The sequence below is a fragment of the Streptomyces sp. NPDC001770 genome (genome assembly GCF_053596135.1).
Map to the genome: position 1 here is coordinate 56133 of NZ_JBSFFN010000036.1, position 20550 is coordinate 76682.

Genomic DNA, 20550 nt, shown 5'->3' on the forward strand with positions numbered 1-20550 from the left:
AGAATCCGCCCTTCCCTCCCGGTGAGGGGGGAGCGTCCGGGGCTCCGTCGCGTCCGGGGCCGCGGGCTACTTGTTGCGGCCGCGCTTCTCGCGGACCCGTACCGAGATGTGGATCGGGGTGCCCTCGAAGCCGAACTCCTCGCGCAGACGGCGCTCCACGAAGCGGCGGTAGCCGTGCTCCAGGAAGCCGGAGGCGAAGAGGACGAACCGCGGCGGCTTGGTGCCCGCCTGGGTGCCGAAGAGGATGCGGGGCTGCTTTCCGCCCCGTACCGGGTGCGGGTGGGAGGCGACGATCTCGCCGAGGAAGGCGTTCAGCCGTCCGGTGGGGATGCGGGTCTCCCAGCCTTCGAGAGCCGTCTCGATCGCGGGGACCAGCTTCTCCATGTGGCGGCCGGTCACCGCGGAGACGTTGACGCGCGGGGCCCAGGCGATCTGCGCGAGCTCCGTCTCGATCTCGCGCTCCAGGTAGTAGCGGCGCTCCTCGTCGAGGGTGTCCCACTTGTTGAAGGCGACGACGAGCGCGCGCCCGGCCTCGACGGCCATGGTGACGATCCGCTGGTCCTGGACGCTGATGGACTCGCTGGAGTCGATCAGGACGACGGCGACCTCGGCCTTCTCCAGGGCGGCGGCGGTACGCAGCGAGGCGTAGTAGTCCGCACCTTCCTGGAGGTGCACGCGGCGGCGGATGCCGGCCGTGTCGATGAACTTCCAGGTGATGCCGCCGAGGTTGATCAGCTCGTCGACCGGGTCACGGGTGGTGCCCGCGAGCTCGTTGACGACGACGCGGTCCTCGCCCGCGACCTTGTTCAGCAGCGAGGACTTGCCGACGTTCGGGCGGCCGATGAGCGCGATGCGGCGGGGGCCGCCGACGGGGGTGCCGAAGCGCTGCGCCGGGGCCTCGGGCAGGGCTTCGAGGACGGCGTCCAGCATGTCGCCGGTGCCGCGGCCGTGCAGTGAGGAGACCGGGTGGGGCTCGCCGAGGCCGAGCGACCAGAGGGCGGTGGCGTCGGCCTCGCCGCTCTGTCCGTCGACCTTGTTGGCGCAGAGCACGACGGGCTTGCCCGCCTTGCGCAGCAGCCTGACGACGGCCTCGTCGGTGTCGGTCGCGCCGACGGTGGAGTCGACCACGAAGACGACCGCGTCGGCGGTCTCGATGGCGTACTCCGCCTGGGCGGCGACGGAGGCGTCGAGCCCCAGCACGTCCTGCTCCCAGCCGCCGGTGTCGACGACCTTGAAGCGGCGTCCGGCCCACTCGGCCTCGTACGTGACGCGGTCACGGGTGACGCCGGGCTTGTCCTGGACGACGGCCTCGCGGCGGCCGATGATGCGGTTCACCAGCGTCGACTTGCCGACGTTGGGGCGGCCGACGACGGCGAGGACGGGCAGCGGGCCCGCTCCCACCTCGTCGAGGGCACCCTCGATCTCCTCGGGGTCGAAGCCTTCCTGCGCGGCGAGCTCCATGAACTCCGCGTACTCGGCGTCGCCAAGTGCTCCGTGCTCGTGGTCCGAGCCGTCGGAGTGAATCTGGTCGTTCATGAAGTCCGTTCCTCTGTACGTCATCATCGATGGGCCGCTGTGACGCGGCTCACTACTCAGGTCTTGACCGGACGCCCGGTGAGGCGCCTGGCGTCTTCCAGGTGCGCGGCCAGCTTCCGCTGGATCCGCACGGTGGCCTCGTCCAGGGCCTTGCGGGTCCGGCGCCCGCTGCCGTCGCCCGCGTCGAACGCGTCCCCGAAGACCACGTCCACCCGGCTGCGCAGCGGGGGCAACGCGGATATCAACCGTCCCCGGGCCTCCGTGCTTCCCATGACCGCCACGGGGACGATCGGCGCCCCACCGCGTACCGCGAAGTACGCGAGTCCGGCCCGCAGCGACGCGAAGTCGCCTTCGCCCCGCGTGCCCTCGGGAAAGATCCCGAGCGCCCCGCCGTTCGCCAGTACGCCGAGCGCCTGGGTGATGGCGGTGCGGTCGGCGGCCGTACGGTCCACCTTCAGCTGCCCGATTCCGCGCAGGAACGGGTCGAGGGGGCCGGCGAACGCCTCTTTTTTGATCAGGAAGTGCACCGGACGGGGCGCGGTACCCATCAGCATCGGTCCGTCGATGTTGTGCGAGTGGTTCACCGCGAGTATGACGGGTCCGGCGGACGGAACCCGCCAGGCGCCGAGGACCCGGGGCTTCCACAGCCCGTACATCAGTCCGATACCGATGCCGCGCCCCACGGCCGCTCCGTGCTCGGAGGGCACCGGGGTGGCTTCCGTCACTTCGCGGCCCGCTTCTCCTCGACGAGGGTGACGACGCACTCGATGACCTGGTCGAGGGTCAGCTCGGTGGTGTCCACCTCGACGGCGTCGTCGGCCTTGGCGAGCGGGGAGGTCTTGCGGCCGGAGTCGGCCGCGTCCCGCTTGATCAGGGCTTCCTTGGTGGCGGCGACGTCCGTGCCCTTCAGCTCGCCGCTGCGGCGGGCCGCGCGGGCCTCCGGCGACGCGGTGAGGAAGATCTTGAGGTCGGCGGCGGGCAGCACCGTGGTGCCGATGTCCCGGCCCTCCACCACGATGCCCCCTTCGGCGGCCGCGGCGATGGAGCGCTGGAGCTCCGTGATGAGGGCGCGCACCTCGGGGACCGCGCTGACGGCGCTGACGTTGGAGGTGACCTCCTGCGTACGGATCGGCCCGGAGGCGTCCTCGCCGTCGACGGTGATCGTCGGGGCGGACGGGTCGGTGCCGGAGACGATCGCGGGCTTGCCGGCGGCGGTCGCGACGGCGGCCGCGTCGGAGACGTCCACGCCGTTGGCCAGCATCCACCAGGTGATCGCCCGGTACTGCGCACCGGTGTCCAGGTAGCTCAGGCCGAGCTTGGCGGCGACGGCCTTGGAGGTGCTCGACTTGCCGGTGCCGGAGGGGCCGTCGATGGCGACGATCACGGCGGAGCTTGCGGTTTCCACGGCGGTGGGCACCTTCCTGGTACACGGGCGGGACGGGCGGGGACTGGGCCGGCCGACGTACGGCCTGGTCCAAGGTTACCGAGTGTGGGGGACACAGCTGTACCCCGATCGGACGCACCCCGCCGCGGACCGGGCTCCGGGCCCCGTACCGGCCGGCGCTCCCGGGGGCGCACGGTGTCCCCGAGGCGCACGGGACCCGGGGGTCAGGGGCGGAGCGACCAGCCGCGCTCGGTGAGGGCGGAGCCGAGCGCGGCGGCCGCGCTCGGCTCGACCATGAGCTGGACCAGGCCGGCCTGCTGGCCGGTGGCGTGCTCGATCCGGACGTCCTCGATGTTCACCCCGGCCCGTCCGGCGTCCGCGAAGATCCGGGCCAGCTCGCCGGGGCGGTCGCTGATGAGGACGGCGACGACCTCGTACGAGGCGGGGCCCGCGCCGTGCTTGCCGGGAACCCGGACGCGGCCGGCGTTGCCGCGCCGCAGGACGTCCTCGATGCCCGCCGTGCCCGTACGGCGCTTCTCCTCGTCGGCGGACTGGAGGCCGCGCAGCGCCCGTACCGTCTCGTCGAGGTCGGTGGCGATGCCGGCGAGCACGTCGGCGACGGGCCCGGGGTTGGCGGAGAGGATCTCCACCCACATCCGGGGGTCGGAGGCGGCGATCCGGGTGACGTCGCGGATGCCCTGCCCGCACAGGCGTACGGCGGTCTCGTCGGCCTCCTCCAGCCGGGCGGCGACCATCGAGGAGATCAGCTGCGGGGTGTGCGAGACCAGGGCGACGGCCCGGTCGTGCGCGTCGGCGTCCATGACCACGGGGACGGCCTTGCAGACCGCGACCAGCTCCAGGGCGAGGTTGAGCACCTCGGTGTCGGTGTCCCGGGTCGGGGTGAGCACCCAGGGGCGGCCCTCGAAGAGGTCCCCGGTGGCGGCGAGGGGGCCGGAGCGCTCCTTGCCGGCCATCGGGTGCGTACCGATGTACGGGGTCAGGTCGAGCCCCAGCGCCTCCAGCTCGCGGCGGGGGCCGCCCTTGACGCTCGCGACGTCGAGGTACCCCCGGGCGACGCCGTCACGCATGGCGCCGGCCAGCACCGACGCGGTGTGCGCGGGCGGTACGGCGACGACGGCGAGGTCCACCGGACCCTCCGGCGGCTCCTCGGTACCGGCCCCGAGCGCCGCGGCGGTGCGGGCGGACGCGGGGTCGTGGTCGGCGAGGTGGACGTGGATGCCGCGGCCGGCCAGGGCGAGGGCGGCGGAGGTGCCGACCAGTCCGGTACCGATGACGAGGGCGGTTCTCACTGGGCGATGTCCTTGCGGAGGGCGGCGGTGGCGCCGAGGTAGACGTGCTGGATCCGCGCCCGGGGGAGGTCGGTCTCGATGTGCGCGAGCAGCCGGACCACCCGGGGCATGGCCCCCTCGACGTCGAGTTCCTGGGCGCAGATCAGCGGGACATCGACGATACCGAGCCCGCGGCGCGCGGCGGCGGCGGGGAAGCCGTTGCGGAGGTCGGGGGTGGCGGTGAACCAGATGCTGATGAGGTCCTCGTGGCTCAGCCCGTTGCGCTCCAGCACCGCGGCGAGCAGGGTGGCCACCCGCTCGTCCATCTCCCCGGGCTCGTCCCGGTCCAGCTGGACGGCTCCACGGACCGCTCGTACCGCCACGTCGCTTCTCCCTCGCTGTCCGTCTCCGTCGACGCTCCGTGGCCAGAGTAGAGGGGCGGTCCGGCGGGCGGGGCCGGCGTTTCTCTCCGTGAGACGCGGGGCCGCGGGTGGCACGGGGCTCGTGCGCGTGCCGCCACCCGGGTGGCGGCGGCCCGGTTGCTTCGCCCCGGGAGCGCGCGGCGCCACGATGCGTGGTGCCGGGGGCGGCTTCGCCCCCGGCGGAGACGGATACGGACGGCGCGCCGGGTGAAGACCGGCGGCGGCCGTCCGAGCGAGGGAGCGGACCATGGACGCACGGCGGAGGGCGGTCCTGGCGGCCACGACCGCGGGCGCGGCGGCGCTGGTGACGGGGTGCGGGTCGTCCGGCGGTGACGGGGGCACCGAGAGCTCCCCGGCCTCGTCGGCGACGGCGTCGGCGACGGACGGGGGCGCCGGGGGTACGGAACTGGCCAGGACCTCGGACATCCCGGTGGGCGGCGGGAAGATCTTCAAGAACCGGAAGATCGTGGTGACGCAGCCGGAGGAGGGCGAGTTCAGGGCGTTCTCCGCGGTGTGCACCCACGCCGGCTGCCTGGTGACGAAGGTGGCGGACGGCACGATCGACTGTCCGTGCCACGGCAGCAGGTTCAGCATCACGGACGCGGCGGTGGAGGCGGGCCCCGCGACCCGGCCGCTGCCCACCGAGAAGATCACGGTCAGCGGCGGCTCCATCCGGACGGCGTGAGACGGCGGGAACCGGCCTGGGCCCGCGGGAGCCGAGGGGGACGGCGTGGGGGGCGGGGCGGGGGCGGCGTGGAGGGCTGCGTGGAGGGCTGCGTGGAGGGCGGGGCGGGCCCCGGTGGCCCGCCCCGCCCGCTCATCGTTCCCGGAGGATCTCCGCCACGGCGGCCGCCTCCGCGACCTCGGCACGGGGGTGGGCCGCCAGGTCGTGGAGCCGGGCGGCCCAGCGCTCCGCCGGGGCGCCCCGGCCGGCCGCCTGCTCCACCAGCCGGACAGCGGCGAGCCCTGCCGTGACCGATCCCTCGGCCAGCAGGCCCGCGACCACCGCGTCGACCGCTTCCTCGGGCGCCGCACCGGGGAGTCCCGGACTGTGGAGCTGCACCGCGTCCAAGCACCCGGGCCGCTCCCCCGCGAGCGCCAGCCACCGCTCCCAGCGGCGCATCGAACCGTCCCCTCCGGCCAGGGCCGTCGTCGCGGCGGCCAGGGCCGCCCGGGACGCGGTGTGCGGAAGACCGGCCCGCTCCAGCGCGTCCGCCAGCGCCTCGTGGGCACCGGCCGGCCATCCCGATGCCGCCCGGAAGGTGTCGAGGAGTACGGCCAGGGCGGCCCGCGGCTCGGCCGCGCTCCCGCCGTTCGCCGTGGCCGCGGTACCGAGCGCCCGCTCCAGCGCGGTCCTCCCGGTCGGCTCTCCGGCCAGGCGGGCGAGCGTCATGAGGACCGCGCTCCGCACCGCGCGCGGTCGCGCCGTGTCGGCGGCCACCCGCACGAGCCGCCCGGCCGCCTCCGGCTCCAGCGGCCCCCCGTGTGCCAGGGACCGGGCCGCTTCCACCGCGACGGCCGCGTCCTCGGTCGCGGCGGCCCGCGCGAGGAGGAGGCGCCGGGCCCGCGCGGCCTCCGGCCGGACCGGTCGCGCCGCGAAGAGCCGTTCGCTCAGGGCGGGGTGGCGCAGCCCGCCGGAGAGCCGCCGCGCCACCTCCGGGTCGTCCGTCCACCCGGTGAGCGCGGGCACCATCGCCGCGCGGACGTCGCGGTGCTGGTCGGGCACGTCCCAGCCCGCGAGCAACGTGTCGAAGGCGGCACCCCGCCGGTCCCGGTCCATGGCTGCCAGGCTGTACGCGGCAGCCTTCCGGCCGCCCACGGAGTTGCCCGTACCGGCGAGGACCGCGCCCAGCCGCCGTACGGCCCCGGTGTCGGGCACGGTGCCGAGCAGCGCCGTCGCCCCCGCCATCGCCGCCCGCCCGCGCACTCCGCCGGTCGCCGCACGGTCGAGCAGGTACTCCAGCGTCCGGGGGTGCGCGTCCGCTCCCCCGCGCCCCGCCGCCAGGGCGCCGAGAGCGCTGAGCGCGGCGGCGGCCACCGGCTGCGGGGCGTCCGCCGCGAGCCGGCGCAGCTCCCCGGGGTCGCCGAGCAGGGCTGCGGCGTCGGTCCGCTCCCGCAGGGGCGCGCGCTCGTCCGTCGCGACCCGGACGAGGTGCGCGTCGAGCAGCGCGCGCCGGTCCGGCGGCCACCGGTCCAGCGCGCGGCCCTCCGGGCGCGGCACCCACCGTGCGGGCAGGCCGGCGCCCAGCACCGCTCCGAGCAGGTCGGTACGGCGGCGGGCGAGGGTCCGCCAGACGAGGGGGACGGTGATCAGGGAGGCGTCGGCGGCGAGCAGCCGGGCCACGCGTTCCTCCCGGGCCTCGGGGTCGCGGAGCCAGAGGGCCGCGGCGAGCTCGCGTCCGGGCGCCGGCCCGGCCAGCGCCACCCTGCCCAACTCGCCATCCAGGTGGGGAAGCCGGGGAAGCATGGGCGCGAGCAGGGCGGCAAGGCGTACCAGGTCCTCGGGCACTGGGGCGGGACACCGTTCCCACAGTGCCGCGGCCTCGGTGCCGGTCAGCACCAGCGGCCGGACCGGCCCCCTGCGCCGGGAGTCGGCGAGGAGCGGCAGCAGCAGCCCGGCCATGCCGGCGGCACGGCCCGCGTCGCCTCTGCGGGCCGCCGCCTCCAGCACCCGGCGCAGCCAGTGTTCGGCGGCGGCGAGGGTCTCGTGCGTCGAGTCCCGGGACTGCGCGGTGGTCGTGGCGGCGTCCCGCAGGACGGCGAACGGCACAGCCGGGAGGAGGTTGGCAGGTGCGCCCGCGGCGGCCAGCAGGGTCTGGTGGCGCACGGACTCCTCGTCGTGCCAGGCCCGTTCGCAGCCTTCCAGGACGCGCGCGTACTCCACCGGATCACCGTTCCGGGCGGCGCACGCCAGCAAGGCCGGCCATCCGCAGGACCGTTCGTGCGGGCGGTGAGCGTCCGTGAGCTCTCTGAGTACGGACTCCGCTTTTTCAAGGGGGAGTTGAGCAGCGAGTCGGGACCGGTGCAAGAGGCGGCGCGGGAGGGGCGACCAACGGTCGGCGATGATCTCGGCGCGGTCCGCCGGGGCCAGGGAGGCGAGCGCCCCGAACTCATCCGCTCCGGAGTACTGTCCGGCGGACGCCAGCCGCTCCTCGACCACCCGCCGTCGCTCCCGGGGAGGCACGATCCCGAGCAGGGGCTGAGGCTCCTGGCGGACGCCCGGGCCGGGGCGCCCGTCGGAGTCCCGCACGCACAGCACCCGGGCGAGCAGAACAAGATCGTCGGCGTCGCACGCCTCCAGCGCCCGCCGTGCGCGCCGGGGCAGCGGGCCGTCCGCCAGCGGTACGCGAGTGGTCCCGGTGCGTCGAAGGGTCGCGGCCAGTTCGGCCGGCCGGGCGAGCAGGATCATCGCGGCGGGGCCGGTGATCAGGTGCGGCGCCCGTTCCATCAGCAGCATTCCGGCCGCCGGGTCGCGCAGGGCGATCCGGGTGGCGATCACGTTCCCGGGCAGCGCACGGTCGCCGGCTGCCAGGTCCGCGAGGTGTTCGGCGACCGGACCAGGGGCGGTACGGGCCAGGACGTACAGGGCCGGGGGCGGCACCCGGGTCAGCCGGCCGAGCCAGTGGCGGACCGTCACGGGCGTACAGGCGGCGAGCAGCCGGGCCGTGTCCTCGTCGCCGTGGCGGGCGTGGACCCGCCCGGCCAGCCGGTCGGCGAGCGCGTGCCGCCGGGAGCGCCGCAGGACTCCGTAGGTGTCCCGGCGCACGGCCTTCGGGCCGTCGAGGGCCAGTTCCTCCAGGGCGTGGTCGGGTACGGGGAGCCGGATGGCCGCGGACAGCGCGTGCCGCCTGAGCAGCGGATCGCCGAGGGCATCGGTCACGGCGTCGACGTCGCGACGGACGGTGGCCAGGAAGAGGGCGAGCACCCGGTCGTCCGGGGTGCCGGAGTCCAGTCCGGCGTGGGCGGCCCGGTAGGCGGTCTCGTCCAGCGAACGGGTGTGTACGGCGATGGCCCGCATCCGGGCCGGGTGGGGCAGGTGGTCGAAGGCGATCGACACGGGGGACTTCTTCTCCGGGCAGGTGCGTCGCCGTGGAAGCGCCGCGATACGACGAGCGGATGACGCGCGATGTTCGCACCCCGGGCACCGCCGGCACAAGGATAAATCCGGGGCACCGCCCCTCCGCCCCCGCGTACCCTCACGCCCATGACCAGCCCCGATGCCGAGACCTCGTCCGCGACCACACGGTGTACTCCTGCGTGATGGGGTCGCGTGCGTTCGGGCTGGCCACCGAGGGGAGCGACATCGACCGGCGTGGGGTGTTTCTCGCGCCGACCGCCTCGTTCTGGCGGTTCGAGAAGCCGCCGACGCATCTGGACGGTCCGGCGCCGGAGCAGTTCTCGTGGGAGCTGGAGCGTTTCTGCGAACTGGCCCTGCGCGCCAACCCGAACGTCCTGGAGTGCCTGCACTCCCCTCTGGTGGAGCGGATCGACGACACCGGCCGCGAACTCCTCGCGCTGCGGGACGCCTTCCTGTCCCGGGAGGCGTACGCGACCTTCGCCCGGTACGCGACGGGTCAGCGGCGGAAGCTGGAGGCCGACGAGCGGACGCACGGTGGGCCGCGCTGGAAGCACGCCATGCATCTGCTGCGCCTGCTGATGTCGGCCCGGGACCTGCTGCGTACCGGGGTGCTCACCATCGGCGTCGGCGAGCGGCGGGAGGAGCTGCTCGCGGTGAAGCGGGGCGAGGTGGGGTGGCCCGAGGTGGAGCGCCGGATGACGCGGCTGGCCGAGGAGTGCGAGGGGGCTGTCGGCCGGTCCCCGCTGCCGGACCGGCCCGACCGGGCCCGGGTCGAGGAGTTCCTCGTCAGGACCCGGCGGGCCTCGGCGCTGGGCGGCGGCTGAGAGGCGGCCGAGCGACGGCCGCCGGGTGCGCCGGTCGGGAGCTCACTCCCCCAGCCGGGCCCGTACGACGAGTTCGTCCAGCGCCTCGAAGCAGGTCGGCCGCTCCGGCAGCCGGGTCGCCCGCTGGGCCGTGTCGAGCACCTCGTGCAGCGCCGCGACCTCTCGGGCCACCGTCTCCCGGTCCGGCCCCTCCATCGCACCGTGTTCGGCGGCGGCCTTCGCCTCGATCAGTCCGGGGAGCCACGCGGGGGCCGGTACCCGCTCCAGCAGGGTCGGCAGATGGGCCTGTATCTCGCCGGTGCGCATCGCGTGGACTCCGGTGAGCAGGGCGCGGAACGTGTAGAGCAGTGCCTTGAGTTCGCCGTTCCTCTCGAAGAGCCGCCACTGGGTGCGGGCGAATCCACGGTAATGGTCGGCGTGGTGACGGGTGATCAGTTGAGGTGCCAGGAGGACGAGTTCGCGGTGGACCGGGCTCGTACGCACGACCAGCGGGGAGAGCAGTTGCTCCAGGACGTATCCGTTCGGCCGCAGCATCAGCCGGACGAACTTCCGCAGGTCGTGGGTGACGAGATCCATCTCGGTCCCGTCCCGCACCCACATCCGGCTCCGGGTCTCCTCGGGATCACGCAGTCCGACAAGATCCCGGGCGGGCAGGACGTGGACGCCCCGCAGGTCCACGTCCGAGTCCCGGGAGGGGAAGCCGTACAGGTGCGCCCCGGAGACGGTGGCGAAGGCGAGGGGTCCTGGCTCCTCGTCCACGACCGCCCCGAGGTCGACGTCCGGGAGCCCCGCCTCGCCGCCCGGTGTCCCGTCGGCCGGTGTCCCGCCGGCCCGTGTCCGTACCGCTCCGGCCGTAGTCGCCCCGGCCGGTATCGCTCCGGCCGGTATCGCCCCGGCCCGTCCCGCGTCGCCGCTGTTCATGGATCAAGAATCCCAGAGCGCCCCCAGCGACAGGATGTCGCTCCGGTACTCGATCCGCTCGGCCCATTCCCTGGGCCAGGCCGAGGCTCCCAGGTGGGCGCCGGCGAGCGCCCCGGTGAGGCAGGCCAGCGAGTCGGAGTCGCCCCGGGTGCAGGCGGCCCGGCGCAGGGCGGTGACGGGTTCCTCGGGGAAGAGCAGGAAGCAGTGCAGGGCCGTCGCGAGGGCCTCCTCGGCGATCCAGCCGTCCCCCGTGCGCTCGCAGGGGTCGGTCTCCGGGGAGGGGTCGCGCAGGGCGTCCTGGACGCGGGTCAGCACCTCCAGGCACTCGTCCCAGCCGCGCTGGATGTAGGACTGGGCGGAGGCGTCGTGGGTGTGGCGCCAGAGGTCGCCGAGCCAGCGCTCGTGGTAGCGGCTCCGGTTCTCGTACGCGTAGCTGCGCAGCTGGCCGACGAGGCCGAGTGGCTCGGCGCCCCTGGCCAGCAGGTGGACGGCGCGGGCCATCAGGTCGGAGGCCGCCAGGGCGGTGGGGTGGCCGTGGGTCAGGGCGGCCTGGAGCTGGGCGGCGCCGGCGCGCTGGTCGTCGCTGAGTCCGGGGATCAGCCCGACGGGGGCGACCCGCATGTTGGCGCCGCACCCCTTGGAACCGGTCTGGCTGGCTTCCTGCCAGGGGCGGTCGCCGTCGAGGAGCCGGCAGGCGACCATGCACGTGCGGCCGGGTGCTCGGTTGTTGTCGGGCGAGTGGTACCAGTCGACGAACTCGTCCCGGACCGGCCGGGCCAGCCGGAGCCCGGTGAGCGGGCCCCGGTCCATGGCGGTGCGGATGCCCCGTCCGAGGGCGAGGGTCATCTGGGTGTCGTCGGTGACGAACGCGGGCCGGGGAAGTTCCATCGCGCGCCACGGGCCGCACTTGGCGAGGATGGCGGGCACGTCGTTGAACTCGGTCGGGAAGCCCAGCGCGTCGCCGAGGGCGAGCCCGACGAGCGAGCCGGTGGCGGCCTGTTTGGTGCGGGTTCCGGTGACGATCACGGGGTTCTTCCTTCCGGTCGCAGAAGCGGAGGGTGCAGGGCGGTGGCGGTGCCCGCCCGGTAGAGGGCGGCGGGTTTGCCCCGGCCCCCGGTGCGGCGCGGGGGCCCTTCGACGGCCTCGACGAAGCCTGACGTGGCGAGGACCTTGCGCCGGAAGTTGGGGCGGTCGAGCGCGGTGCCCCAGACGGTTTCGTAGACCTGCTGGAGCTCGCCGAGGGTGAACTCGGCGGGGCAGAACGCCGTTGCCAGGCAGGTGTATTCGAGTTTGGAGCCGATGCGGTCGTGGGCGTCGGCGAGGATGGTTCCGTGGTCGAAGGCGAGCGGCCTTGGCACCCCGGTGTCCCCCTCGCCGAAGGCCCACCAGCGGGCGCTGACCGCGTCGCCGCCGCCGCGCGGTTCGGGCAGGTCCGGCAGGAGCGCCGCGTACGCGACGGAGACGACCCGCATCCTCGGATCGCGGTCCGGTTCGGTGTAGGTGCGCAGTTGTTCGAGGTGGACCTCGCAGACGGTGTCCTCGTCCAGGCCCGTCTCCTCGGCCAGTTCGCGGCGGGCGGCCTGCGGGGCGGACTCGCGGGGGGCGACGAATCCGCCGGGGAGCGCCCAGCGCCCCTTGTACGGTTCCTCGCCGCGTTCCACGAGCAGCACGTTCAGGCGCCCTTCGCGGACCGTGAAGACGGCGAGGTCGACGGTGACGGCGAACGGGGTGAACGCGTACGGGTCGTAGCCCTCCGGAGCTCCTGCGGGCTCCTGCGCACGGGTGTTCATCGTCGCTCCGGGAGAGGCGGGTTGAAGTGCCAGCCGGACGCGAGGAGTTCGTCGACGGCGGCGACGGCGGTGGCGAGCCGCTGTTCGCGGGTGCCGGTGATCTCCACGAACCGGCGTCCGGTGCGGGTGAGTTCGGCGCGGAAGCGGCCCGTCATCCAGGGCCGCAGTTCCTCGCCGTCGCGCAGTCCGTCGTCTTCGAAGGGGACGCCCTCGTGGTCGGTGAGGAGCCACAGGTGGTGGTCGACACGGTCGGCGGTCGCCTCGACGCGCGGGTTGCGCCCGCCGACGTACCGCTCGTGCCAGACAGTGGTGGCGAAGGAGTCGGTGTCACAGAAGAGCACCGGCGATCCGGTCCGCGCGGCGGCCTCCTCGCGGTCGTTCTGGACGGCGGCGATCAGCGGGAAGTCGCCGGTGGTGAAGCCGACGTCCTCCCACTGGGCGCCGGGGTGGTCGGCGCGCAGGGCGGCGAGTTTCTGTTCGCTGAACTCCCGCCCGTACTCCGGCACGCTGCGGGTCCGGGCCCACACCCCGCCGCGACGGCGGTAGTGCTCGGCGAGGGCGAGCGCCAGGGTGGTGGTGCCGGTGGACTCGGCGCCGAGCACGACGACCCGGCGGGTGAGCGCGGCGCGTACGGGCGGCTCCAGGAAGTCCCAGCAGGCGACGGGGTTTTCGCGGACCGCCGTGCCGGAGACGGGGAAGACGGTGCGGTCCGGGTCGACGGAGACCGGCTCGGCGCCGAAGCGCCGGGCGAGTTCGTCGCCGTACGCCTCCGAGGAGAAGACGGCATCGACCCGTTCGGGGACGGCGGCGGTGAACACCGCCATGTGCGCGTCCCAGACCGCCGGGTCGTGGACGTCCATCCGTATGTCGTCCACGGCTCCCACGACCGTGGCGGCGGGGTGCGTCTCCCGCATCCAGGCCACCCGGTCGGCCAGCGGCACCGATTCGACCCCGGCGGCGCAGACGAGGACGGTGAGCCGCTCGCAGCGGTCCTGGGCGGTACGGACGAGGTGGTGGTGGCCCGCGTGGGGCGGGTAGAACTTGCCGAGCACCAGACCGTGGGCGTACTTCTTCACGCCGCCACCTCCGTGCGCCCGGCCGGACGCCCGCCCGCGCCGGTGTCCGCCGCGAGGTCGCGCCGCCAGGAGCGCAGCCCGGCCACGCAGAGCGCGAGGAAGCCGACGTAGAGCAGCGAGGTCAGGTAGAGGCCCTTGTGGGCGTAGAGCGGGATGTAGACGAGGTCGGCGGCGATCCAGAGCCACCAGGACTCGACCCGCTTGCGGCTCTGCCCGTAGGTCGCCATCAGGGAGAGCGCGGTCGTCAGCGCGTCCCAGAACGGCACGGTCGAGTCGGTGACGCGGGAGAGCAGGAGGGTCAGCGCGAGGGTCCCCACCGCCCCCGCCGCGAGCAGCCAGGTCCATTCGGCGCGCGGCGTACCGCGTACCGGCAGGACGGGTGTCCCTGGTCCACCCCCGTGGGTCCAGGTCCACCAGCCGTACGCGGCGAGGGCGATGAAGACGATCTGGAGTCCGGCGTCGGCGTAGAGGCCGGACTGTGCGAAGAGCAGCACGAAGAAGAGGTTGTTGGCGATGCCGACCGGCCAGTTGGCCAGGTGCTGGCGCACCACGAGCCAGACGCAGAGGGCCCCGCTGCCGAATCCGAGCACCTCGGTCCAGCTGACCGGGGTGTCCAGCCAGGTCACCAGGGGTTGCTGCAGGGGGTCGAGAACATCCGCGAGACTCACGCCCGCCTCCTTAATGGTCACTCTGACTATAAAGGTGGACCGGGGCATGCGAAAGGCCCGCGGCCGGTTCCGTCCAGAAAATTCGGACGGAACCGGCCGCGGGCCTTCGGCGGGGGCCCGGGGCCCCCGGGGGTCCTACAGACCGACCTCGCGCATCAGCATGCCGACCTCGGTGTTGGTCAGGCGGCGCAGCCAGCCGGACTTCTGGTCGCCCAGCGGGATCGGCCCGAAGGACGTCCGCACCAGCCGGTCGACCGGGAAGCCGGCCTCGGAGAGCATCCGGCGGACGATGTGCTTGCGGCCCTCGTGGAGGGTCACCTCGACCAGGTAGTTCTTGCCGGTGTTCTCGACGACGCGGAAGTGGTCGGCACGGGCGTACCCGTCCTCCAGCTGGATGCCGTCCTTGAGCCGCTTGCCCAGGTCGCGCGGGAGCGGGCCCTGGATCGCCGCGAGGTACGTCTTCTTCACGCCGTACTTCGGGTGGGTGAGGCGGTGGGCGAGCTCACCGTGGTTGGTGAGCATGATGATGCCCTCGGTCTCGGTGTCCAGCCGGCCGACGTGGAAGAGCCGCGTCTCACGGTTGGTGACGTAGTCGCCGAGGCACTGACGGCCGTCCGGGTCCTCCATCGAGGAGACGACGCCGGCCGGCTTGTTCAGCGCGAAGAAGAGGTACGACTGGGTCGCCACGGTCAGTCCGTCGACCTTGATCTCGTCCTTCTGCGGGTCGACCCGCTTGCCCTGCTCCAGCACGATCTCGCCGTTGACCTCGACGCGCGCCTGCTCGATCAGCTCCTCGCAGGCCCGCCGCGAGCCCATGCCGGCCCGGGCGAGGACCTTCTGCAGCCGCTCGCCCTCCTGCTCGGCGCCCGGGTGGGTCCTGACCACCTTGAAGTCCGGCTTGTCCGCGTACCGGTCGCGGTTGCGCTGCTCGATCTTCGCGTCGAGCTCGCGCGGCCGGGCCTGGCCCGAGGGACCGCGCCGGAAGCCGCCGCGGGCGTTGCCCGGCTGCGGGGACTTCGGTCCGCCCTTGGCGCCGCCGCGTGCCGAGGCACCGCGGCCCTTGCGCGCCTCGCTGTCGCCGGCGCCCGACGAACTGGTCGAGGGGCCCACGTCGTAACGGCGCTCCTCCGGGCGGGGGCGGCGCGGACGCTGCTCCTGCTGGTCGTCGCGCCCGCCGCGGCCCTGGGCCGGCCCGCGGCCGCCCTGACCGCGGCCACCCTGGCCACCGCCCTGACCGCCGCCCTGGGACTTCGGCCGGAAGGACCCGCCACTGCCGCCCCGGGGGTTCCGGTTGCCGCCGCCGCTGCTGCCGCTTCCGCTGTTCCTGCCACTGCTTCGCATCAAAATTCCGTCTTGTCGTCTGCGTGAGTATCCGGGGTGTCCGGTGCGTCCGGATCGAACGACGGCACACCCTCTAGCGTCTCAGCCTCGATCGCGTCCGCTTCCGGGAGGAAGGGAGCGAGTTCCGGGAGCTCGTCCAGACCACGCAGGCCCATACGCTCCAGAAAGTAGTTCGTCGTCCTGTACAGGATCGCACCTGTTTCGGGTTCCGTCCCCGCCTCCTCGACCAGAGCGCGCTGGAGGAGGGTCCGCATGACCCCGTCGCAGTTCACTCCGCGCACCGCCGAGACCCTCGAACGGCTGACCGGCTGGCGGTACGCGACGACCGCCAGGGTCTCCAGTGCCGCCTGGGTGAGACGGGCCTGGCGGCCGTCCAGGACGAAGCTCTCCACGGCCTCCGCGTAGGCGGGCCGGGTGGAGAACCGCCAGCCGCCCGCCACGAGTCTCAGATCGAATCCGCGGCGCTGGGCGGTGTACTCGTCGGCCAGCTCCCGCAATGCCAGGGCCACGGCTCTCGGCGCCCGCTGGAGGACCTTCGCGAGGTGCTCCTCGGTGGCCGGCTCGTCCACGACCATCAGCACCGCCTCCAGGGCCGGCTTCAGCTCCAGGTCCGCGACGCTCCCCGACCCGGCGGGCCCGCCGTCCTGCCCGGGTTCGCCGTCGTACCAGGGCCCCGCCTCGTCGGCGGACCCCCGTGCCCCGCCGTGCCGCGGTGCGCCCCCGTGCACCGGCCCGTCCGTGACGCCGGTGCTCCCACCGGCTCCAGCGGCTCCGCTCATGGCTCCACGCCCTCCTCCGCGTCCGGTTCCACTTGCCTGTCGAACTCGTCGGTCACGACGGGTTCCGCGTCCTCCCCGCCGGCCCACCGCACGAGGAGTTCGCCGAGCGCCTCCTCCTGGTCCAGCGCGACCGCCTTCTCCCGGTACAGCTCCAGCAGCGCCAGGAAGCGGGCCACCACCGTGAGGGTGTCGGCCGCGTCCTCGGTGAGCTCCCGGAAGCTGGCCCCGCCGGACCGGCGCAGCAGCGCGATCACGATCCCCGCCTGCTCACGCACGCTGACCAGCGGGGCGTGGATGTGGTCCACGTACACCTGCGGCTCGGGCCGGGGCTGCATGGCCTTCGCGGCGAGCCGTGCGAAGCCCTCGGGGCCGATGCTGAGGACGACCTCGGGCAGCAGCGCCGCGTGGTGCGGCTCCAGCCCGACCGTACGGGGGAAGCGGCGCGACTCGGCGTCCAGCCGGTCGCTGAAGATGTCGGCGACGCGCTTGTACGCCCGGTACTGGAGCAGCCGCGCGAAGAGCAGGTCCCGCGCCTCCAGGAGGGCGAGGTCGGCCTCGTCCTCGACCTCGGCGGTGGGCAGCAGCCGGGCGGCCTTGAGGTCGAGCAGGGTCGCGGCGACGACGAGGAACTCGGTGGTCTGGTCGAGGTCCCAGTCCGCGCCCATCGCGCGGATGTGGGCCATGAACTCGTCGGTGACCCTGGAGAGCGCGACCTCGGTCACGTCCAGCCGGTGCCGGGTGATCAGCTGGAGCAGCAGGTCGAAGGGGCCTTCGAAGTTCGCCAGCCGTACGGTGAACCGCCTGCCGTCCTCCGGCGGCCCCTGAGGGCCCTTGGGCGGCCCGGGGGGTGCGTCGGGCCCCTCGGGCGCACCGGACGGCTCCGGGGGCGCTGGAGGCGCGTGCAGCGCCTCGGGGGCCGCGGGGGCTTCGGCCGCCTCGGCGGCTCCGGGGGTCTCGGGCTCCTCGGGGACCGCCTCCTCCGGCGCCGCCGCGGCCGCCTCCGGCCCGCGCCCGAGGGCGCGGCGGCGCGGGGCGGCGGAGTCGTCGGTCGTCGGCAGCGGCACGTGACAGTCCAGGTGTACGGCGGGCGCGGACCGGCCGTGCCGTCTCGTACGGGCCCGGCGTCCGGCGGGGAGCGGGAGCCGGCCGCGCGGGGCGGGCGGCAGGGTTTGCGGCCCTGCCGGGCAGGCTACCCGCGGCGGACCGCTCAGCGGCCGCGCAGCCGCCGTACGAGGATGCTCGCGTCGCCGCGGGATTCCAGGTCGGCGAGGACGACGGCGACCGCCTCGCGGACGATGCGCCCGCGGTCGACGGCGAGGCCGTGCTCGCCGCGCAGGACCAGCCGGGCGTGTTCGAGGTCCATCAGTTCCTCGGCCGAGACGTAGACCGTGATCTTCTCGTCGTGCCGCTCCCGGCCGCTGGGACGCCGGTTGGCTCCCCTGCCCTGGCCGGTACCGCGGCCGCGCTGCTGCTGGGGTGCCCCGGTCTGCTCCTGGGCCGGCGGCCGGCCCTGGGGCCCGGGGCCGGTCCGGGGGACCGTCACGCGCTCGGGGCCGCCGACGCGTCCGCGCGGGTCCACCCCTTCGGCGTCGGGCGCGGAAGTGCCCTCGCGCCCCGTCGGCCGCTCCGGTGGGGCACCGCCGCCCGCCGGGGAGGACGGCGTCGAGTCGTCCTCCCCGGCGGGTGCGGGAACCCGTGCCTCGCCGTTCGCCTTGCGCCGCCGCTCCGCCGGGGAGGAGGACTGGAGCCCCATGCCCCCGGTGGTGCGGAACAGTTCGTCGGCACCGGGCAGACTCACTCGGCGTGACACCGGGCGAGCACCTCCCTGGCGAGCTGTCGGTAGGCGGCGGCACCGACCGAGTTCGAGGCGTACGTGGTGATGGGCTCACCGGCGACCGTGGTCTCCGGGAAGCGCACCGTGCGCCCGATGACCGTGTGGTACACGTGGTCGTCGAAGGCCTCCACCACACGGGCGAGCACCTCGCGGCTGTGCACCGTGCGGGAGTCGTACATCGTGGCGAGGATGCCGTCGAGCTCCAGCTCGGGGTTGAGCCGCTCCTGGACCTTCTCGATGGTCTCGGTGAGCAGCGCCACACCGCGCAGCGCGAAGAACTCGCACTCCAGCGGCACGATCACCTTGTGAGCGGCCGTCAGGGCGTTCACGGTGAGCAGGCCGAGCGAGGGCTGGCAGTCGATCACGATGTAGTCGTAGTCGGCCATCAGCGGCTTGAGCGCGCGCTGCAGGGTCGACTCGCGGGCCACCTCGCTGACGAGCTGCACCTCGGCGGCGGACAGGTCGATGTTGCTGGGCAGCAGGTCCATGTTGGGGACCGCGGTCTTCAGCAGTACCTCGTCGGCCGACATGCCCCGCTCCATGAGCAGGTTGTAGACGGTGAGGTCCAGCTCCATCGGGTTGACACCGAGGCCGACCGAGAGGGCGCCCTGGGGGTCGAAGTCGACGAGCAGGACCCGTCGTCCGTACTCGGCGAGCGCGGCACCCAGGTTGATGGTCGAGGTGGTCTTGCCCACCCCGCCCTTCTGGTTGCACATCGCGATGATCTTGGCGGGACCGTGTTCGGTCAGCGGTCCCGGGATCGGGAAGTAGGGCAACGGGCGCCCGGTCGGGCCGATCCGCTCACGGCGCTGGCGCGCCGCGTCGGGGGCGAGTGTGGCCGCGTACTCCGGATCGGGTTCGTACTCGGCGTCGGGGTCGTAGAAGTGCCCCTCGGGCATCTCGGCGAAGTCGGCGAGGTGGGCGGTGTCGCGGCCACTCTCGTTGCCGGCCATGGCGTTCACGTGTAGGCCGTCCATCATCTGGGGGGGCGTCGTCATGTGCTGGTGGGTCGCGAAGGTGCGGACCGCGACGGAGCCGACAGCTTCGAGCCCGTTCGGGCCCTGACCCCGTGCAGGCATCCCTGGTTGACCACCCCCGGGAGTAAATGTCGACTCATTCACAAGTCGTCTTACCTCCTTGGATGTGACCAGGAAACTTATCGATAGGTCAGCGTGGCACCATGCCGACGATGGGCGACTCTATGGCGTGTCACCGGTCCGCAGCAACACAATCCGCCGGACCCGGCCCGATGTGTCTGCAATCGAACACCCTCCTGTCAAGGGTGCACGGGGAGCAAGGAGCGCTTTTCACGGGGGAACGAATCGGGTGAAGCCGGGCGTTCAGCGCGAGTCGGCCATCGCCTCAGGAAGCCCGGCGCACGACCGGCCGGACCTTGACGCGCAAGGTCCGGCCGGAGGTGCGGGATTGACGGGACGACGGGCGGAACGGCCCCGTCCGGTCAGCCGACGATCGAGCTCAGCTCGACGTGCGGAAGGTCGTGCGCGTCGGCCACCTCGCGGTAAACGACTTGCCCGTCATGGGTGTTGAGGCCCTTGGCCAGGGCGGAGTCGCGGCGCAGCGCCTCGACCCAGCCCCGGTTGGCCAGCTCGACGATGTACGGGAGCGTGGCGTTGGTGAGGGCGTAGGTGGAGGTGTTCGGAACCGCGCCGGGCATGTTCGCGACGCAGTAGAACACCGAGTCGTGGACCGTGAAGGTCGGTTCGGCGTGCGTGGTCGGGTGCGAGTCCTCGAAGCAACCGCCCTGGTCGATCGCAATGTCGACAAGAACACTTCCGGGCTTCATCTTGGCGACGAGCTCGTTGGTGACCAGCTTCGGGGCCTTCGCGCCCGGGATGAGGACGGCGCCGATGACGAGGTCGGCCCCGACGACCGCCTTCTCCAGTTCGAAGGCGTTGGAGACCACGGTCTGCACCCGGGTCCCGAAGACCTTGTCGGCCTCGCGCAGCTTGCTGACGTCGCGGTCGAGCAGGGTGACGTGGAAGCCGAGCCCCACGGCGATCTGGGTGGCGTTCCAGCCGGAGACGCCGCCACCGATGACGACCGCCCTGGCCGCGGCCGTGCCGGGGACGCCGCCGGGCAGCACGCCCCGGCCGCCCGCCGAGCGCATCAGGTGGTACGCGCCGACCTGCGGGGCCAGCCGGCCCGCGACCTCGGACATGGGGGCGAGCAGCGGCAGCGCGCGGTTCGCGGTCTCGACGGTCTCGTAGGCGATGGCGGTGGTGCCGGAATCCAGCAGCGCGTCGGTGCACTCACGGGAGGCGGCGAGGTGGAGGTAGGTGAAGAGGGTCTGGCCCTTGCGCAGGCGGTGGTACTCCTCTGCGACCGGCTCCTTGACCTTGAGCAGCAGGTCGGCCGCGGCCCAGACCTCGTCCGCGGTGGGCAGGATGCGCGCGCCGGCGGCGGTGTACTCCTCGTCCGTGATGGACGAGCCCGCGCCGGCGTTCCGCTCGACGACGACCTCGTGGCCGTGGCGGACCAGCTCGTGCACTCCGGCGGGCGTGATCGCCACCCGGAACTCGTTGTTCTTGACTTCGCGGGGGATGCCGACCTTCACGTGGATCACGGTCCTTGGCTCGGAGGGGCGCCC

General features: G+C 73.7%; 19 protein-coding genes. 2 read left to right on the forward strand and 17 right to left on the reverse strand.

Annotation, left to right across the window (positions count from 1 at the left end):
- Positions 1–66: 66 nt before the first annotated feature.
- The 5 genes from der to aroH form a co-directional block, all read right to left on the reverse strand.
- Complete coding sequence (der, locus tag ACWCSV_RS27715; RefSeq protein ID WP_327174969.1) at positions 67–1536, reverse strand: ribosome biogenesis GTPase Der; 1470 nt, start codon at positions 1534–1536, stop codon at positions 67–69.
- A gap of 56 nt (positions 1537–1592) precedes the next feature.
- Entirely contained in the window at positions 1593–2261 is a 669-nt protein-coding gene (locus tag ACWCSV_RS27720) for a lysophospholipid acyltransferase family protein (protein WP_451146731.1), read from the reverse strand.
- The gene (cmk, locus tag ACWCSV_RS27725; RefSeq protein ID WP_451146733.1) at positions 2258–2953 is read right to left on the reverse strand and encodes a (d)CMP kinase; all 696 of its coding nucleotides are present in this window, start codon (positions 2951–2953) and stop codon (positions 2258–2260) included. Before cmk ends, ACWCSV_RS27720 begins: the two co-directional genes overlap by 4 nt.
- Positions 2954–3144: 191 nt before the next feature.
- The gene (locus ACWCSV_RS27730) at positions 3145–4230 is read right to left on the reverse strand and encodes a prephenate dehydrogenase (protein ID WP_451146735.1); all 1086 of its coding nucleotides are present in this window, start codon (positions 4228–4230) and stop codon (positions 3145–3147) included.
- A complete protein-coding gene (aroH, locus tag ACWCSV_RS27735) occupies positions 4227–4592 on the reverse strand; it encodes a chorismate mutase (protein WP_451146737.1) in 366 nt (121 codons plus the stop codon). Before aroH ends, ACWCSV_RS27730 begins: the two co-directional genes overlap by 4 nt.
- Positions 4593–4878: 286 nt before the next feature.
- Here aroH and ACWCSV_RS27740 point away from each other — a divergent pair, with 286 nt between their 5' ends.
- Positions 4879–5316, forward strand: coding sequence for a Rieske (2Fe-2S) protein (locus ACWCSV_RS27740; RefSeq protein ID WP_451146739.1), 438 nt, complete (start codon positions 4879–4881; stop codon positions 5314–5316).
- Between the two features lie 132 nt (positions 5317–5448).
- Here the strand turns inward: ACWCSV_RS27740 and ACWCSV_RS27745 are convergent, their stop codons facing one another.
- The gene (locus tag ACWCSV_RS27745) at positions 5449–8688 is read right to left on the reverse strand and encodes a hypothetical protein (protein WP_451146741.1); all 3240 of its coding nucleotides are present in this window, start codon (positions 8686–8688) and stop codon (positions 5449–5451) included.
- Between the two features lie 203 nt (positions 8689–8891).
- Here ACWCSV_RS27745 and ACWCSV_RS27750 point away from each other — a divergent pair, with 203 nt between their 5' ends.
- Positions 8892–9533 carry a nucleotidyltransferase domain-containing protein gene (locus ACWCSV_RS27750; protein ID WP_451146743.1) on the forward strand — a complete coding sequence of 214 codons (642 nt, stop codon included), beginning with the start codon at positions 8892–8894 and terminating at the stop codon, positions 9531–9533.
- A gap of 42 nt (positions 9534–9575) precedes the next feature.
- Here ACWCSV_RS27750 and ACWCSV_RS27755 read toward each other — a convergent pair whose 3' ends face one another.
- The 11 genes from ACWCSV_RS27755 to ald all read right to left on the reverse strand — a co-directional run bounded on the left by ACWCSV_RS27755 (position 9576) and on the right by ald (position 20517).
- Positions 9576–10454 (reverse strand): nucleotidyltransferase domain-containing protein, encoded by an 879-nt coding sequence (locus ACWCSV_RS27755; protein WP_451146745.1) that lies wholly within the window; start codon positions 10452–10454, stop codon positions 9576–9578.
- 3 nt (positions 10455–10457) lie between these two features.
- Positions 10458–11480 carry an ADP-ribosylglycohydrolase family protein gene (locus ACWCSV_RS27760; RefSeq protein ID WP_451146747.1) on the reverse strand — a complete coding sequence of 341 codons (1023 nt, stop codon included), beginning with the start codon at positions 11478–11480 and terminating at the stop codon, positions 10458–10460.
- Positions 11477–12244 (reverse strand): NUDIX hydrolase, encoded by a 768-nt coding sequence (locus ACWCSV_RS27765; RefSeq protein WP_451146749.1) that lies wholly within the window; start codon positions 12242–12244, stop codon positions 11477–11479. The genes ACWCSV_RS27760 and ACWCSV_RS27765 overlap by 4 nt, the downstream gene beginning before the upstream one ends.
- A complete protein-coding gene (locus tag ACWCSV_RS27770; protein ID WP_451146751.1) occupies positions 12241–13320 on the reverse strand; it encodes an AAA family ATPase in 1080 nt (359 codons plus the stop codon). The genes ACWCSV_RS27765 and ACWCSV_RS27770 overlap by 4 nt, the downstream gene beginning before the upstream one ends.
- Positions 13317–13988 (reverse strand): nicotinamide riboside transporter PnuC, encoded by a 672-nt coding sequence (gene pnuC / locus ACWCSV_RS27775; RefSeq protein WP_451146753.1) that lies wholly within the window; start codon positions 13986–13988, stop codon positions 13317–13319. Before pnuC ends, ACWCSV_RS27770 begins: the two co-directional genes overlap by 4 nt.
- Before the next feature lie 135 nt (positions 13989–14123).
- Positions 14124–15329, reverse strand: a complete 1206-nt coding sequence (locus ACWCSV_RS27780) for a pseudouridine synthase (RefSeq protein ID WP_451146755.1) — start codon at positions 15327–15329, stop codon at positions 14124–14126.
- Positions 15329–16108 carry an SMC-Scp complex subunit ScpB gene (gene scpB, locus ACWCSV_RS27785; RefSeq protein WP_451146757.1) on the reverse strand — a complete coding sequence of 260 codons (780 nt, stop codon included), beginning with the start codon at positions 16106–16108 and terminating at the stop codon, positions 15329–15331. The genes ACWCSV_RS27780 and scpB overlap by 1 nt, the downstream gene beginning before the upstream one ends.
- Entirely contained in the window at positions 16105–17166 is a 1062-nt protein-coding gene (locus tag ACWCSV_RS27790) for a segregation and condensation protein A (RefSeq protein WP_451146790.1), read from the reverse strand. The genes scpB and ACWCSV_RS27790 overlap by 4 nt, the downstream gene beginning before the upstream one ends.
- Before the next feature lie 149 nt (positions 17167–17315).
- Positions 17316–17906 carry a hypothetical protein gene (locus ACWCSV_RS27795; RefSeq protein WP_451146792.1) on the reverse strand — a complete coding sequence of 197 codons (591 nt, stop codon included), beginning with the start codon at positions 17904–17906 and terminating at the stop codon, positions 17316–17318.
- Entirely contained in the window at positions 17903–19021 is a 1119-nt protein-coding gene (locus ACWCSV_RS27800) for a ParA family protein (RefSeq protein ID WP_327174979.1), read from the reverse strand. The genes ACWCSV_RS27795 and ACWCSV_RS27800 overlap by 4 nt, the downstream gene beginning before the upstream one ends.
- A 380-nt stretch (positions 19022–19401) precedes the next feature.
- Positions 19402–20517, reverse strand: a complete 1116-nt coding sequence (gene ald, locus ACWCSV_RS27805) for an alanine dehydrogenase (protein ID WP_451146794.1) — start codon at positions 20515–20517, stop codon at positions 19402–19404.
- Positions 20518–20550: the final 33 nt, after the last annotated feature.